This is a genomic window from Nocardia neocaledoniensis (assembly GCF_003182135.1).
Taxonomy (GTDB): domain Bacteria; phylum Actinomycetota; class Actinomycetes; order Mycobacteriales; family Mycobacteriaceae; genus Nocardia; species Nocardia neocaledoniensis.
Window position 1 is genome coordinate 100,044 of sequence record NZ_QGTL01000001.1, and the last position, 14,429, is coordinate 114,472.

Annotated in this window: 14 protein-coding genes; 10 read left to right on the top strand and 4 right to left on the bottom strand. The window is 69.5% G+C overall.

All coding sequences use genetic code 11. The annotated features are described in order from the left end of the window. Window positions 1-195: 195 nt before the first annotated feature. Window positions 196-624: a PaaI family thioesterase gene (locus DFR69_RS00450; RefSeq protein WP_110035403.1), complete on the bottom strand. Its 429-nt coding sequence runs from the start codon at window positions 622-624 to the stop codon at window positions 196-198. Window positions 625-941: 317 nt separating this feature from the next. Here DFR69_RS00450 and DFR69_RS00455 point away from each other — a divergent pair, with 317 nt between their 5' ends. Beyond that, window positions 942-1,454 (top strand): L,D-transpeptidase, encoded by a 513-nt coding sequence (locus tag DFR69_RS00455; RefSeq protein WP_244198012.1) that lies wholly within the window; start codon window positions 942-944, stop codon window positions 1,452-1,454. Here the strand turns inward: DFR69_RS00455 and DFR69_RS00460 are convergent. Beyond that, window positions 1,409-2,392 (bottom strand): MerR family transcriptional regulator, encoded by a 984-nt coding sequence (locus DFR69_RS00460; protein ID WP_110035405.1) that lies wholly within the window; start codon window positions 2,390-2,392, stop codon window positions 1,409-1,411. The two genes, DFR69_RS00455 and DFR69_RS00460, sit on opposite strands and share 46 nt — an antisense overlap. A gap of 68 nt (window positions 2,393-2,460) precedes the next feature. Here DFR69_RS00460 and DFR69_RS00465 point away from each other — a divergent pair, with 68 nt between their 5' ends. Then, window positions 2,461-3,066 (top strand): maleylpyruvate isomerase family mycothiol-dependent enzyme, encoded by a 606-nt coding sequence (locus DFR69_RS00465; protein ID WP_110036043.1) that lies wholly within the window; start codon window positions 2,461-2,463, stop codon window positions 3,064-3,066. A gap of 163 nt (window positions 3,067-3,229) precedes the next feature. Here the strand turns inward: DFR69_RS00465 and DFR69_RS00470 are convergent, their stop codons facing one another. Continuing rightward, on the bottom strand, window positions 3,230-4,114 hold the full coding sequence (locus DFR69_RS00470) for an NAD(P)-dependent oxidoreductase (RefSeq protein ID WP_110035406.1): 885 nt from the start codon (window positions 4,112-4,114) through the stop codon (window positions 3,230-3,232). A gap of 47 nt (window positions 4,115-4,161) precedes the next feature. Between DFR69_RS00470 and DFR69_RS00475 the strand changes: the two genes are divergently transcribed. The 3 genes from DFR69_RS00475 (at window position 4,162) to DFR69_RS00485 (ending at window position 9,054) form a co-directional block, all read left to right on the top strand. Then, complete coding sequence (locus DFR69_RS00475; RefSeq protein ID WP_110035407.1) at window positions 4,162-4,563, top strand: MerR family transcriptional regulator; 402 nt, start codon at window positions 4,162-4,164, stop codon at window positions 4,561-4,563. A gap of 2,026 nt (window positions 4,564-6,589) precedes the next feature. After that, window positions 6,590-7,627: an alpha/beta hydrolase gene (locus DFR69_RS00480; RefSeq protein WP_244198013.1), complete on the top strand. Its 1,038-nt coding sequence runs from the start codon at window positions 6,590-6,592 to the stop codon at window positions 7,625-7,627. Continuing rightward, complete coding sequence (locus DFR69_RS00485; protein WP_110035408.1) at window positions 7,624-9,054, top strand: wax ester/triacylglycerol synthase family O-acyltransferase; 1,431 nt, start codon at window positions 7,624-7,626, stop codon at window positions 9,052-9,054. Before DFR69_RS00480 ends, DFR69_RS00485 begins: the two co-directional genes overlap by 4 nt. Here DFR69_RS00485 and DFR69_RS00490 read toward each other — a convergent pair. Further along, complete coding sequence (locus DFR69_RS00490) at window positions 9,051-9,761, bottom strand: hypothetical protein (protein WP_110035409.1); 711 nt, start codon at window positions 9,759-9,761, stop codon at window positions 9,051-9,053. The two genes, DFR69_RS00485 and DFR69_RS00490, sit on opposite strands and share 4 nt — an antisense overlap. Before the next feature lie 181 nt (window positions 9,762-9,942). Between DFR69_RS00490 and DFR69_RS00495 the strand changes: the two genes are divergently transcribed. The 5 genes from DFR69_RS00495 (at window position 9,943) to DFR69_RS00515 (ending at window position 14,301) form a co-directional block, all read left to right on the top strand. After that, window positions 9,943-10,920 carry a FecCD family ABC transporter permease gene (locus DFR69_RS00495; RefSeq protein ID WP_244198014.1) on the top strand — a complete coding sequence of 326 codons (978 nt, stop codon included), beginning with the start codon at window positions 9,943-9,945 and terminating at the stop codon, window positions 10,918-10,920. Then, window positions 10,917-12,026, top strand: a complete 1,110-nt coding sequence (locus tag DFR69_RS00500; protein ID WP_110035411.1) for a FecCD family ABC transporter permease — start codon at window positions 10,917-10,919, stop codon at window positions 12,024-12,026. Before DFR69_RS00495 ends, DFR69_RS00500 begins: the two co-directional genes overlap by 4 nt. Next, a complete protein-coding gene (locus DFR69_RS00505) occupies window positions 12,023-12,847 on the top strand; it encodes an ABC transporter ATP-binding protein (RefSeq protein WP_110035412.1) in 825 nt (274 codons plus the stop codon). Before DFR69_RS00500 ends, DFR69_RS00505 begins: the two co-directional genes overlap by 4 nt. 71 nt (window positions 12,848-12,918) lie before the next feature. After that, window positions 12,919-13,299, top strand: coding sequence for a BlaI/MecI/CopY family transcriptional regulator (locus DFR69_RS00510; RefSeq protein ID WP_110035413.1), 381 nt, complete (start codon window positions 12,919-12,921; stop codon window positions 13,297-13,299). Between the two features lie 63 nt (window positions 13,300-13,362). Continuing rightward, complete coding sequence (locus DFR69_RS00515; protein WP_110035414.1) at window positions 13,363-14,301, top strand: M56 family metallopeptidase; 939 nt, start codon at window positions 13,363-13,365, stop codon at window positions 14,299-14,301. Window positions 14,302-14,429 lie beyond the last annotated feature (128 nt).

Consider the following 14,429-nt stretch of genomic DNA (forward strand, 5'->3'; position numbering starts at 1 on the left):
ACTACCATCGCGACCCGCCACACTCGCCACACTTGGCGAAATCCTGCCAGTCACCGTCGCCGCGCGCGCTCCGTGTGAGCCAGGACCCTGCGCCGCCGCCGGACGGACGGCGGTGACATGGTGCACGCGATCGGTCGCCTTCGCATGACCCGGCGGCCGGTCGGCTGCCGGCGAGTGGAGCTCAGCGTCGTGGAGTCAGGCGGCGGTGAGGTTCTGGAGGCGGACCTGGCCGCGGGCGATGGTGCGGCCGTCGGCGTCGGTGATCACGACGACCCACAGCTGCTGGCTGCGGCCGCGGTGGATGGGGGTGGCCTCGCCGGTGAGGACGCCGTCGCTGACGGCACGCAGGAAGTCGGTGTTGTTGTTGACGCCGACGACGGTGCCGCGGTCACCGAACCAGACGCTGCCGCCGACGCTGGCCAGCGTCTCGATGATGGTGCAGTAGACGCCGCCGTTCTGGATGCCCGCGGGCTGGAACAGCTGCGGGCGCACCTTCCATTCGCCGCGCACCCGGTCGGCGGTGACCTCGGTGTAGCGCAGCCCGATGAGGTCGGTGAAGGTGCCTTCGCTCATCTTGGTCATCTGCTCGGCCGTGACGTCACGCCACTGTGCGGTTTCGCTCATGCGTTCCGGTTTACACCATCGCCGACCGACCGGTACGAGACGATGCGGCGGACCCGTCCGGAGACGGGCCCGCCGCGGCAGGAATGAGGGGGTCGACCGCAGCCCTCGGGACCACCGGCTCATCCATACGCCACATTGAGCATAGGTCAGGCTTACCTAAGTGGTCAAGCGTCGTGTCGCGATGGGCTTGCTCAACAGGATCGCAATACTCCATGATCACTGCTACCTCTATGTTCCGAGGCTTGTGTCGATGTTGAAAGCTCACGATCTGGGCGCACGACGGCCAGGGGTGGGCGCGGCGAGAGAGGCAAGATTTCGTGAGTAGTAGTCGTATCCCCCGCTGGGCCGCGCAGGCGGCGATGTGCGCGGCCGTGGCAGGCGCGGCCGTCGCGGCGCCGGTCCAGGCCGAACCGCTGTGGCCCGGCGGCCCCGATGTTCCCGGCGTCCCCGCCATCATCCCGGCGCCGGAGCCGGAGCCGGTCGTCGCACCGTGCAGCGAGAAGGCCAGGGCCTGCCTGCAGCTGTCGACCAACAACGCCTGGCTGATGGACAACGGCAAGGTGACCTTCGGGCCGACCCCGATGTCGCACGGCCGTCCCGGTTACGAGACCCCGCCCGGCGTCTTCAAGGTGGCGTTCAAGAAGCCGTTCCACTGGAGCACCCTGCACAACGCCCCGATGGAGTACGCCGTGTTCTTCAACGGCGACATCGCTTATCACATCGGGCCCACCGAGGAGCAGTCGCACGGCTGCATCCGGCTGACGCCCGAGGGCGCCAAGGCCCACTACGACTGGCTGGAGCCGGGCGACATCGTCGAAGTGGTTCCGTGAGTTCGCCACGGTGAGTCAGGGGAGGCCGGATCATCGGCCTCCCCTTCGCTTTTCGCCGACACGGTGAGCGCGTCGAACAGCCACAGGTGCGCGGCGCCGGAGGTCACGGCGTCGCCGGCGATGGTCGCGGTGAGCCGCCAGTAACGCCGCGCGGGCTCGACTCCCCCGGCGTCGGCCAGGAGCTGCCGACGAAAGGACGGGGTGTCGGCGCGATCGCGCGCCGCGGCGTGGACCTCGACGTAGCGATCGAGCGCGGGTCCCGGCGCGGGCGCGCGACCGGCGGCCACCAGCGGCGCCGCGACGAGGCACGCGTCGGCCACGTCGAGGAGCAGGCGGCGGTGGTCACGGACGCCGGGGGTGCCGCGATGCCGGATGGTGGCGGACATGGCCGGTCCGAAGTACGGATCTGCCACGGCGGCAACGAGTTCCGCGTAGGCGAGCACCTTCTCGGGGTCGGCGTCGGCGGCCGGTTCCGGGACGTTCATGTCGACGAAATCGTCGATCACCTCCGACGGCAGCGGGGCGAGCAGACGGCGCCAGAAGATCGCGAGCGCCGTCCGGGCCACCGTCGGATCCGCCACGGCGGCGAGACGATTCAGCTGCTCCGGGGCGCCCTCTTCGACGGCACGCAGCAGGGAACGGCGCCGCGCCAGCGCGTCCAGCTCCAGATCGAGCGCGGCCCGCTCGGCCGCGACGACCTCCGCGACCGAGCGGGCGCCCGCCAGCACGTCGCCGATGGCCGCCAGACCGATGCCGAAGGACCGCAGCCGCCGCAGCAACAGGAGCCGGTCCACCGCGGCCGGATCGAAGACCCGATGCCCGGCGGAGGTGCGGCCGACATCGAGCAGGCCTTCGTCGCAATAGAACCGGATCGTGCGCACCGCGACGCCCGTGCGCGCGGCGAGCTCGCCGATCGTCCATCGTGTGCTGTCGGTCACAGTCGCTGGCACCTCCACCTCGGTGGAGTTCCTACGGTACCCACGACGACCACGTGAAGGAGACCACGATGACCGAACAGCACGTCACCGCCGACCGCGTCTGGCGGGCGGTGGCCGAGGAACGGACCACCCTCGCCGACCTGCTCGCCGACCTGCCGGAATCGGCCTGGGACACCGCCTCGCTCTGTGACGGCTGGCGGGTACGGGATGTGGTGGCGCACCTGGTGATCGCCACCAGGGTGACCCTGGGATCGCTGCTGCTCGAGCTGCTCCGCGCCAGGGGGAACACCGATCGGCTCATCCACGACACCGCGGTCCGGCTCGCCGACCGGACACCGACCGCCGACCTGCTGGCCGAGCTGCGGTCGACCATCGACTCGCGGGCGATCCCGATCGGCACCACCCCGACCGACCGGCTCATGGACCTGCTGGTGCACGGCCAGGACATCGCGGTTCCCCTCGGCCTCGACCGGGTGATGCCGGTCGAGGCGGCGCAGTGGTCGCTGGAACGGGTGTGGACGATGGGCGCGCCGTTCCACGCGCGGCGCCGCCTGGCCGGCTACGCGCTCACCGCGATCGACACCGGCTGGACCGCGGGGTCCGGGTCACCCGTCATTGGGACCGCCGCGGAACTGCTGATGATCGTCACCGGCCGGGAGCCGTTGCGGCCCTGAGCATTCCGTGCCGATCGTGCTGCGACCCCTGCGCTGCCTCGTGCGAAGCCACGCTCGTCGTCGCCGCGGCGCGCCTGACAGCCAAACCCAGCGGAGCGGCGCCGCGACGACCGAACTCCGCTGCGGCGGTCGAACCACCGGAGGGTGGGTGCCGCCCGGTTCGTCAGGCCGACCGGGACGGCCGGGCGAACTGGTCGATCAATGCGGCGTAACTCTCGCCCTCCTGCCCCGCCGCGACCGCGCGGTCCACCAGTGCGGCGAAGACCCTGGGGAGTTCGGCGTTCACACCGAGCCGCTCACTCTCCTCGACGAGATGGGCGAGGCCGCCCGCGTGAGTGGCCAGGGTCGCGTCGTCGGGCGGGAACTTCCTGCTGTCGACCTGCTCGGCGTAGCCGTCCAGCCAGCCCGCGGTCCCCTGCGCCATGAGCGTCGCGAACGGCGTGAACACCGACGCGTCGACTCCGGCGGTGCGCAGCAGCGCGACGCCCTGCAGCCAGCCGTTCAGCACACTCCACATCATGCTCAACCCCGCGACGTCGTACAGCGCCGAAAGCCCTTGGTCCGCACCGAGATACGTCGCGGTACCGAGCGCGTCGAGCAGAGCGCGGTGGGTGTCGAAGGCGGCCTGTGGCCCACTCACCAGGATCACCGCTTCGGGGGTGCCGATGACCGGAGGCACCGCCATGATCGCGCCGTCGAGATAGACCGCTCCGGGTCGCTCGACCCAGCGGGCGGTGTCGCGGGCCTGCGCCGAGTCGCCCGAGGTGAGGTTCACCAGGACACGACCGTCGAGGGCGCCGGGGTCGAGCACCTGCCGCAACGCGGTGTAGTCGGAGACGCACGCGAGCGTCACCGGACTCGCCGTGACCGCCGCGTCGGCCGAGTCGGCGAGCAGCGCTCCCCGGGACACCAGATCGGCCGCCTTGCCGGGAGTTCGGTTCCACACGGTGACCCGATGACCGGCCGCCAGCAGGGCGTCGGCCAGCGCGCCGCCCATGAGCCCCAGGCCGATCACCGTCACATCAGAATTCGTCGAAGAAGAGGACATGGCAGCATCATCAACGTTCACACCGGTATGAAGGTCAAGGAGAAACCGTGCGCATCGGCGAACTGAGCCGGCTGAGCGGGGTCAAGGCGCACCAGCTGCGGTACTACGAAGCACAGGGCCTGCTGGAACCGCACCGCACCACCGCCGGGTACCGGGTCTACGACCAGGCCGATGTCGTCAAGGTGCGGCAGATCCGCCATCTCCTCGACGCCGGACTGTCCACCGACGACATCGCCTACCTGCTCCCCTGCGCGATCGGGGAGGCACCCGAACTCCTCGGCTGCCCCGAGCTGCTGACGGCCATGCGAACCCGCTTGCGGCGCCTGGACGATCAGCTCGAGACACTGTCGCGGTCTCGAGAAGCACTGGCGCACTACATCAATGAAGCCGCTCGCATCGGCGGCGAGACCTACGGCCCCTTCGGCCCGACCGCGCCGATACCGGCCTGACCCGCGCAGCAACCTCCAGGGGCATTGACATTCCCGACGGCGAACGCGAGCGTTCGCCGTCGCGCTGACGCGACTGGACATCCGTACAGGTCACGGCGCGCTCCGTTGTGACGAACACCAACACCGGCTGGTACTTCCACCGGGAAGGATGCCGGACCGAATTGCGCCGATCGGGCGATTTCCTTGCCGGGGGAAATGAGCGGGGCTACGTTACCCACATCACAACAGAGATCTGATTGTGATCCGCACCGCGGCCGATGAATTCTCTTTTCCGGCCGGGTGTTCATCAATCATGCAAGGAGATTCACCATGGGTTCGCTGACCGAGATAATGATGGCCGCTATCGCGGGCTTGGGTTCCGCGGTCGAGGGTGACGGCCTGCTGGCAGTCTTCCTCGGCTCGGTCGAGGCTTTCTTCCCGTAAATCGCCTCACCCACCACGGACACCCTTCGAACTCGTCGATGAGTTCGAGGCCACTCACCCCCCAGGAGCAAGCACATGGGATCTCTCTACGAATTGATGCAGACCGGCGCGAGCAGCCTCAGCGAGGCCGTCCTGCCTTTCATTCAGGCGCTCATCACGGTCAGCGGCGGAACGCCGACGCCGGGTAAGTAAAACGCGCCACACGCAGTCGGGGGCGGACCGGAAGGTCCGCCCCTGACTCGTTTTCCCAGGACACTCCACCGCCCGGAACGCGGCAGATTCATAGCCCCTGTGCATCATTTCGAATCATTTTCGTCCACGAATAAAGAGGATTTCTCAGCACGCTCCGACCCTCGATCCAACGAGTCGGGCGAACTTCGAGCGAGGGAGTGCGAACCCCGCTGCGCCACGCCGTCGTGACGACCCAACGGGCGCCGGGACGCTCCGAAGTGCACCACCCCCTCACGCACCGAACCCGAGGAATGTCCACGCAAGTTCCCAGATCAGAACGCTATGACCGAATATCAAGACCCATTGACAGACTCATCGCGAACGCACGCGTTCACCACCTGCGGGCGGGTTTGCCGTACCAGACAGTCGCAGTAACCACAGGTCACACGTAGTCCCGTCACACGCGGCGGCAACGGGCGAGTAGCTTCCATCGGGAAAGAAAAAAATGAACGAATCAGAGTGAGTGAAACATCTGGTTGCCACTCTCCTGAGGCGGCGCTACGTTACCGGCATCACATCAGCTACACGATCGTGATGACTGCTTCCGGAAAAAGCGCAAGGAGACACAACATGGGCTCGTTCGATGAGCTACTACTCGGCATCCTGGGCGGAATGGCGTCCGCGAACCAGGGCGACCTCCTGCTCGAGACCTTCCTGGGCTCGCTCGAATCGTTCTTCCCGTAGTTCAATCCGCCGACCACCCCTCGAATTCGGCCGAAACGCTGATTCACCCGTCCCCAAGGAGTAAAAGTGGGATCGCTCTACGAAATGTTCGCGACCGGCATGGCCAGCCTCGGCGACGGCGCCCTGCCGTTCGTCCAGGCACTGATCTCCCTCAGTGGCGGCACGCCCATCGGCGGCTGACCAGCCTGTTCACTGAGTGAAACACACGTTTGCCACATCCGTGGCGGACGCGATATGTTACCGGCGTCACAGTAGTGATCGGACTGTGCCGGTGTTCGACAAGCAAGGAGTTAGACCATGGGTTCGTTGACCGAGCTGATGATGGCGGCGATCGCGGGCTTGGGTTCCGCGGCCGAAGGCGACGGCCTGCTCGCCGCCTTCCTGGGGTCGGTGGAGGCCTTCTTCCCGTAGACCCGGTGCTCGACGGCACCTCGGCCCGATTCCGGGCCTGATCCACCTCATCACCATCAGGAGTTAGACATGGGTTCCCTCTACGAACTGCTGGAGACCGGCGCGGGCAGCCTCAGCAACGCGGCGCTGCCCTTCGTGCAGGCGCTGATCAGCCTCAGCGGCGGCACGCCCACCCCGGGCAAGTAATCCCAGCGCACGTAGGTCAGCGCGACCGGGGGTCGGCCGTGGTCCGGCCGGCCCCCGTTCCCGCCCGAGAAGTCAGCAGGCTCGCACCACCATGAAGAACGAAATGCTCCGCGGCATCATGTCGGCCGTCTGCGTCCTGGCCGTCGCCTCGGCCCCCGTGTTCGTCGACGGCGCGCACGCGTCGGCCGCTCCCGGCGCCCGGCTGGTGAGCCAGACGCAGTCCGGCCAGGTCGTCGACATCACCGTGTACTCCCCCGCCATGGATCGCACGATCAAGCTGCGAGTCCTGCGGCCCACCGATACGGCGACCCCGGCGCCGACGCTCTACCTGCTCAACGGCGCGGGCGGCGGCGAGGATTCGGCCAACTGGCCCGGGCAGACCGACGCGGGCGGGTTCTTCGCGGACAAGCACGTCAACGTCGTCATCCCGATGGAGGGGGCGTTCAGTTACTACACCGACTGGCAGCGGCCCGACGCCGGACTGGCGAAGAACCTCGAGAACAACGGCAACAACATGTGGACGACGTTCCTCACCCGCGAGCTGCCGCCGGTGATCGACGCGACCTTCGGCACCAACGGGGTGAACTCGCTGGCCGGCATCTCGATGGCGGGCACCTCGGTGCTGGATCTGGCGATCCAGGCGCCCGAGCTGTACCGCAGCGTCTCCGCCTACAGCGGCTGCGCGATGACCAGCGACCCGATCGGCCGTGCGTTCGTCTCGCTGGTCGTGCGAATGGGCGGCGGCGACGTCGAGAACATGTGGGGTCCGGCCACCGACGCCGCCTGGCGCGAGCACGACCCCTATGTGCAAGCTCATCGTTTGCCCGATGTTCCGATCTATATTTCCGCGGGCACCGGATTGCCGGGACCGCACGACACTTTGTCGAATCCGCGGGTGCACATCAACGGCAAGAATCCGAATTCCATTCTGACGAATCAAATGCTCGTCGGCGGCGGCATCGAGGCCGCGACGGCGTATTGCACGGCGAATCTGGCGCAGCGTACGCGAGAACTCGGCCGCACGAACATCACCTACAACATCCGCCCGACGGGCACCCATTCGTGGGGCTACTGGGAGGACGATCTGCACGCCTCGTGGCCGATGATGGCGACGGCGCTCGGCATATGAGCGCCGAACTCCGGGTCGGCGCCGAGCGGCTGGACCCGCGGGACGCGGTGTTCGTCTACGACGAGACCGACCGGCACCTGTCCAACGTGGTCGCGGTGTACATCGCCGACGCGTCGGGGCGGGAGCCGCTGACCCGCGACGAGGTGCTGGACTGGGCGCGCGCGAGCATCGGCCACGCGGCCCTGTTCCATCGGACCCTGCGGCGGGCGCCGCTGGACCTGGATCTGCCCTCGTGGGTGCCCGACCCCGGACTGTCGGTGCGCGAACACGTCGTCCTGGACCGGCCCGGCGACGGATCGTGGGCGGCGGCGCGTGCCCGGATCGCCGAGATCACCGCGGCGCGGATGGATCTCACCCGGCCGCCGTGGGAGATCCATGTCCTCGACGGCGTCGACGGCGTGCCCTCCCTGCCTGGCCCGGCCACGGTCATCGTGCTCAAGTTCCATCACAGTGCCGGAGACGGCATGGCGACCCGTGCGCTCGAGAGCAAGCTGTTCGGGACCGATCCCGCGCCGGCGATCCGGCTCGACCCGGCGTCGTCGCTGCACGCCGCCGTGCGGACGACCGGCGCGTTCCTCGCCGCGCCCCTTCGCTTCGTCGGCGGGTTGCGCCGCGCCGCGGCGGCGGGCGAAGAGCTGCGGGAACTGGTGGAGGCGGGCACGATCCACGAACCGGTCGCGCTGCGCCCGGCGACCCGGTTCAACCGGGACGTCCACGCCGCGTTGATCTTTCACCTGCTACCGATCCCGATGGCCGAGGTGCTGGCCGCCAAAGCCGCGGCGCCGTACCGGGTCACCGTCAACGACCTGATGCTGACGACGATCGCCGGCGCGCTCGCGGCCTACCTCGCCGAACGCGGCGAGACCCCGGACGGCTCCCTGGCCGCGATGGTCCCGATGTCGATGCGCGGTGTCGCCGACTGGGATTCGGCCAATCAGCTCACCCAGATGATCGTCGACCTGCACACCGACCTCGCCGACCCGGCCGAGCGGCTCGCGGCGATCAAGCGATCGGCGAGCCGGGCCAAGGAGCGCACCGCGAACCCGGTTGTGTTGCGCGGCGATCGGCGGGTCGAGACGGCGCCCGCGCTGCTGTTGCGTGCCGCCGGATGGGCAAGGGCGCAGCGGCGTTTCGACGACGCGGCGACGGTGCCGCTGTGCAACACCACCATCAGCAATGTGCCGCCGGTGACCGACAGCCTGGTCTTCCTCGGTCGGCCGATCCGGCGCGTGGTGGGTTCGCTGCCGATCCTCGACGGCGACGGCCTGCGCCATCTGATCACCTCACAGGGCGACGAGATCGTGATCGCCGTGACGACCGATGCCGCGATGATGCCGGACCCGGACCACTACGGCGACCTGCTGGTGTGGTCGTTCCGCGAGCTCGCCGCGGCGCTGGGCCGGGACGTGCCCGCGCCGGCGTCCTAGCGTTGCAGGCAGCCGGTGCGCCGGACCGGGAGACCGCGATCGGTGAGCGCGCCGAGCAGCAGCTGGCCGCGACGGGCCCCGGCGGCGCCGTCGACGCGGGCCAGGTCGGGCACATAGGTCGCGGCGCCGATGACGGATTCGCCGACCAGCGACCAGAACCGGCGCGCGGGCAGTCCGGAGCAGCGGGTGAGCACCGACTGCAACGGGATCAGCGCCGAGGCGCACCGCTGGGCCAGCCAGACCGCCATCGCGGCCTCGCACGGCAGCGCGAGCGTGCCGGGTTCGGCGGCGTCGGGATCACCGTCGACGACGCGAATCGTGGTGTCGGACAAGCCCGCCCAGTCGATGCCGCCGTCGTTGTCGTGATGGATCCACAGGTTGTCGCGGCCCGGATCCCAGGCCTGCGCGTCGAGCACGAACAGGGCGGTCACCCGGCCGACGACGGCGTGGATGAGCGCGGTCGCGACCACCTCGGCGGCGATGTCGTCGTTGATCATCTCCGCGGCGTGCCTGCGGTACATGAGTTCGACGCGGCCCTCGGACAGGCCGTTGGGGACGTGCCACCAGCGACGTTTGCCCTGACCTGCCATCGCCGCCACGGCATAGACCCGCGGATGTTCGGGTTGCAGCGATTGCAACCTGGCGCACGCGCGGTCGAACGCGGCGGTGGTGCGGGTCATGGCGGTGGTGGTGACGGGCTCGGGCATCGAACCTCCTCGGACGGTGGGGCTCCCGTGACGATGATGTCACGAAACATAGGTTAGGCTTACCAGACTTCACAAGTCGTGTCCGGTATCGAGGCAGGAGAAGTTCGTCGCCGTGATCCACCCTGGCAGTGTCAGACGCCGTCGTCTGACCGGGCTTCTTCTGCTCGCGGTACTGCTCGCCGTGGCGGTGCTCGCGAGTGTCGCCATCGGCACCCGCTCGCTCGCACCCACCACGGTGCTAGACGCCGTCGTGCACGCTCTCGGCTGCGACGGCGGCCCGTTCCGCTGCGCGGCCGGCTCCACCGCCGAGGAAATCGTGCGTGAGCTGCGTCTACCGCGCACCGCACTGGCCCTGATCACCGGCATGGCGCTGGGCAGCGCGGGCGCGCTCATCCAGGGGTATACCCGGAATCCGCTCGCTGATGCCGGTTTGTTGGGACTCAATGCCGGTGCCGGCTTCCTGGCCGCGCTGAGCATCTATCTGTTCGGCTTCACGATGCCCAGCCAGTACATCTGGTTCGCCTTCGCCGGATCGGCGATCGCGGGCGTCGTCGTGTTCGGCGTGTCCTCGATCGGCGGCGGCAAGGCCAGCCCGCTGAGCCTGGTGCTCGCCGGCGCCGCCCTGACCGCGTTTCTGCAGGCCATGACGAACGCGGTGGTCGTGCTCGACAACGCGGCCCTCGACACCTACCGCTTCTGGGTGGTGGGCACCGTGAACGGCCGCGAGGCCGACGTGTTCTGGCAGGTGCTGCCGTTCCTCGTCGTCGGCATGGCGATGGCGGTCGCGGCCGCGCCGAACCTGAACCTGCTCGGCCTCGGTGACGACGTCGCGCGCGGGCTCGGCGTCGATCTGGGCCGGGCGCGCGCCTTCGGCCTGTTCGCGATCGTGCTGCTCAGCGGCGCGGCCACCGCCGCGGTCGGGCCGATCGCGTTCCTGGGTCTGGTGGTGCCCCATCTCGCGCGCACGATCACCGGACCGGACAATCGGTGGCTGATCCCGTACTCGGCGCTGCTGGGCGGGCTGTTGCTGCTGGTGGCCGACATCGCCGGACGGGTGGTCGCCCGGCCGGGCGAGCTGCAGGTCGGGGTGATGCTGGCCGCGATCGGCGCCCCGTTCTTCATCGCGCTCGTACGCCGCAAGAAGTTGGTGAGTCTGTGAGCACGATCGAGACCGACCCGCCCGGGGAGACCCTGGCCCGGGTGCGACCGGCGCTGCGGGTGGGACCGGTGTCGCTGGTCCTGCGGCCTGTGCTGTTCGGCGTGGTCCTGGCACTGGCGGTGCTGGTGTTCGGCCTGTTCTGCCTCGACATCGCCGTGGGCGACACCCGGATCCCGCTGGGCCGGGTGCTCGAGGTGCTCGGGGGCGGCGGCACCCGATCGCAGCGCTTCATCATCATGGAATCCCGGCTGCCGCGCGCGCTCACGGCCGTGGTGGTCGGCGCCGCGCTCGGGCTCTCCGGCGCGCTGATGCAGTCCATCCTGCACAATCCCCTGGCCGGGCCGGACGTGCTCGGCATCACCACCGGCGCCAGCGTGGGCGCGGTCGCGGTGCTGGTCGGCAGCGGTGGCGTGACCACCGGGCTGATCGCGACCGTCGGCGCTCCGCTGGCCGCGCTGCTGGGCGGGCTGCTCACCGCGGTGCTCATCTATGTGCTCGCCTGGGGACGCGGCCGGTCCGGGGAACAGGGTGTCACCGGGTTCCGGCTCGTGCTCATCGGCATCGGGGTCAACGCCGTGCTCATGTCGGTGATCAGCTGGCTGCTGACCCGGGCCACCCTCACCGACGCCGCCAGGGCCCAGGTCTGGCTCAACGGCTCGCTCGCCGCCGCCGACACGGCGCGCGTGGTGCCCGCGGCGATCGCGCTCACCGTGGTCACCGTGGTGGCCCTGATCTCGGCCCGCACCTTGGCGGCGCTGCGCCTCGGCGAGGAGTCGACGCGGGTGCTCGGCGTGCGGATCCAGTCCCAGCAGGCGCTGCTGATCGGCGCGTCGGTGGTGGCGGCCTCGGTCGCGACGGCGGCGGTCGGGCCGGTCGGTTTCGTGGCGCTGGCGGCGCCGCAGATCGCGCGGATGGCGCTGCGCACGCCGGGCGAACCGCTCATCGCGTCCGCGCTCACCGGCGCGGGGCTGGTCGCCGGGGCCGACATCGTCTCGCGCACGCTGCTGCCCGTCGAGCTGCCGGTCGGTATCGTCACCGCCGCGCTCGGCGGACCGTTCCTGCTCTATCTGCTCGTCCGCATGAACCGGAAGGCCACGCTCTCATGACCAGCCCCGCCCACCGCCTCGCCGCCGACAGCGTCTCCCTCGGCTACGGCGAGCGGGTGATCGTCGACGAGCTCAGCCTCGACATCGCGCCCGGCGTGGTCACCACCGTCATCGGGCCCAACGGCTGCGGCAAGTCCACGCTGCTCAAGTCGCTCGGTCGTCTGCTGCGCCCGCGCGCGGGCCAGGTCGTGCTCGACGGCAAGGCCATCTCGACGATGAAGACCAAGGACGTGGCCAGGGTCGTCGGCATGCTCCCACAGACTCCGATGGCGCCGGAGGGCCTGACCGTCGCCGACCTGGTCGCCCGCGGCCGCCACCCGCACCAGTCCTGGCTGCGGCAGTGGTCGGCCGACGACGAGACCGAGGTCGCGGCCGCGCTGGCCCAGACCGGCATCGCCGACCTGGCCGACCGCACCCTCGACGAGCTCTCCGGCGGCCAGCGCCAGCGCGCCTGGATCTCGATGGCCCTGGCCCAGGGCACCGACATCCTGCTGCTCGACGAGCCGACCACCTATCTCGACCTCGCGCACAGCCTCGAGGTCCTCGACCTCGTCGACCGCCTGCACGCCGATCTCGGCCGCACGGTCGTGATGGTGCTGCACGATCTCAACCTCGCCATCCGCTACAGCGACGAGCTCGTGGTGATGGCGCAGGGCCGGATCGTGGCGCAGGGCAAGCCCGCCGAGATCGTCACCGCCGAGCTGCTCGCCGAGGTGTTCGGGCTCGAGGCGACCGTGCTCACCGACCCGGTCTCGGGGCGCCCGCTCATCGTCCCGATCGGCACCAGGCACGTGCACGGCGCCGACGGGTATGACGAATGACACACCAGCAAACCCCCCGTTACGACAATCTGTAGTACGCATCTTTGTCGTTGAGTCCGTAAAATTGTGGAATGGCAGGACTCGGCGAACTCGAAAAAGCGGTCATGGACCAGTTGTGGTCGGCCGACGAACCGCAGACGGTGCGGCAGGTCCACGAAGCACTGGCCGCGCGGCGCGAGCTCGCGTACACCACGGTCATGACGGTGCTGCAGCGACTGGCGAAGAAGAATCTGGTGGTGCAGCGCCGCGATGACCGCGCGCATCGATACGCACCGGTGCACACCCGTGACGAACTGGTCGCGAGCTTGATGGTCGACGCGTTGCAGCAGGCCGACGCCGCGGGCAGCCGCGCCGCCGCGCTCGTGCACTTCGTCGAACAGGTCGGCAAGGACGAGGCCGACGCCCTCCGGGAGGCCCTCGCCAAGCTCGAATCCGACGAGCAGAGCAGCTAGACTCCTGGCGGCTCTCACAACGACGTGAGCGCCCCTCGCCCCACAACGCAGTGAGCAGAGTCGATGAACGCAACCGCGGCAGTCTTCGCAGGTCTCGCCTTGCTTCTCGCAGGGCCGGTGCCCGCACTGCTCAGCCGCGCGACCTGGGTGCACCGCACGCCACGCGCGGCGCTGGTGTTGTGGCAGGCCATCGCCCTGGCCGCGGTGCTCAGCGCCTTCGGCTCCGGGCTGGCCATCGCCAGCCTGCTGCTCGTTCCCGGCCCCGACGGTAGGCCGACCACCTCCCCCACCAAGGAGATCGACGCGCTCGGTCTGCCGCTGTGGACGGTGTACGTCACGGTCTTCGCCCTGACCCTGATGGTCGGCGCCCGTTTGATGTTCTCCATCGTGCGCGTGGGGGTGCACACCCGTCGCCGCAGGTCCCGGCACCGCATGCTGGTCGACCTGCTCGATCAGAGCGGCCCGGTGCGCCGGGCCGCCGACATCAGGGTGCTCGCCGCCGCCGAACCCATCGCCTACTGCCTGCCCGGCCTGCGGCAGCGGGTGGTGCTCAGCGAAGGCACCCTCACCAACCTCGCCGACGCCGAGGTCACCGCGATCGTGAGCCACGAGCGCTCGCATCTGCGGGCCCGCCACGACCTGGTGCTGGAGGCGTTCACCGCCGTGCACGAGGCCTTCCCCCGGGTGGTCCGCAGCAAGGCCGCCCTCGGCTCGGTGAAACTGCTCATCGAGCTGCTCGCCGACGATTCCGCGGTGAAGGTCACCGGCCCCAAACCGCTGGCCCGGGCGCTCGTCGCGTGCGCGAAGTCGACCGCGCCGCAGGGCGCGCTCGCCGCGGGCGGGCCGACCACCCTGATCCGCATCCAGCGGCTGGCCGGACGCACCGGCGACGTGAGAGTCGCCACGGCCGCCTACCTCGGTTCTGCCGCGATCCTGGTGGTGCCGACCCTCGCCGTCGCGGTGCCGTGGCTGCAGGAGCTGAACCGCCTGTTCCACGGCTGACCTGCCGATCAGTCGTTCTCGTCCGGCACTTTCCCCGCCCGGCTCGGCCGTTACCGAGCCCTGTCCGACCACCCAGACAACCACCGGTACAAACCCTGGGCTGACCAGCCTGTTTACCCACGCGAGCG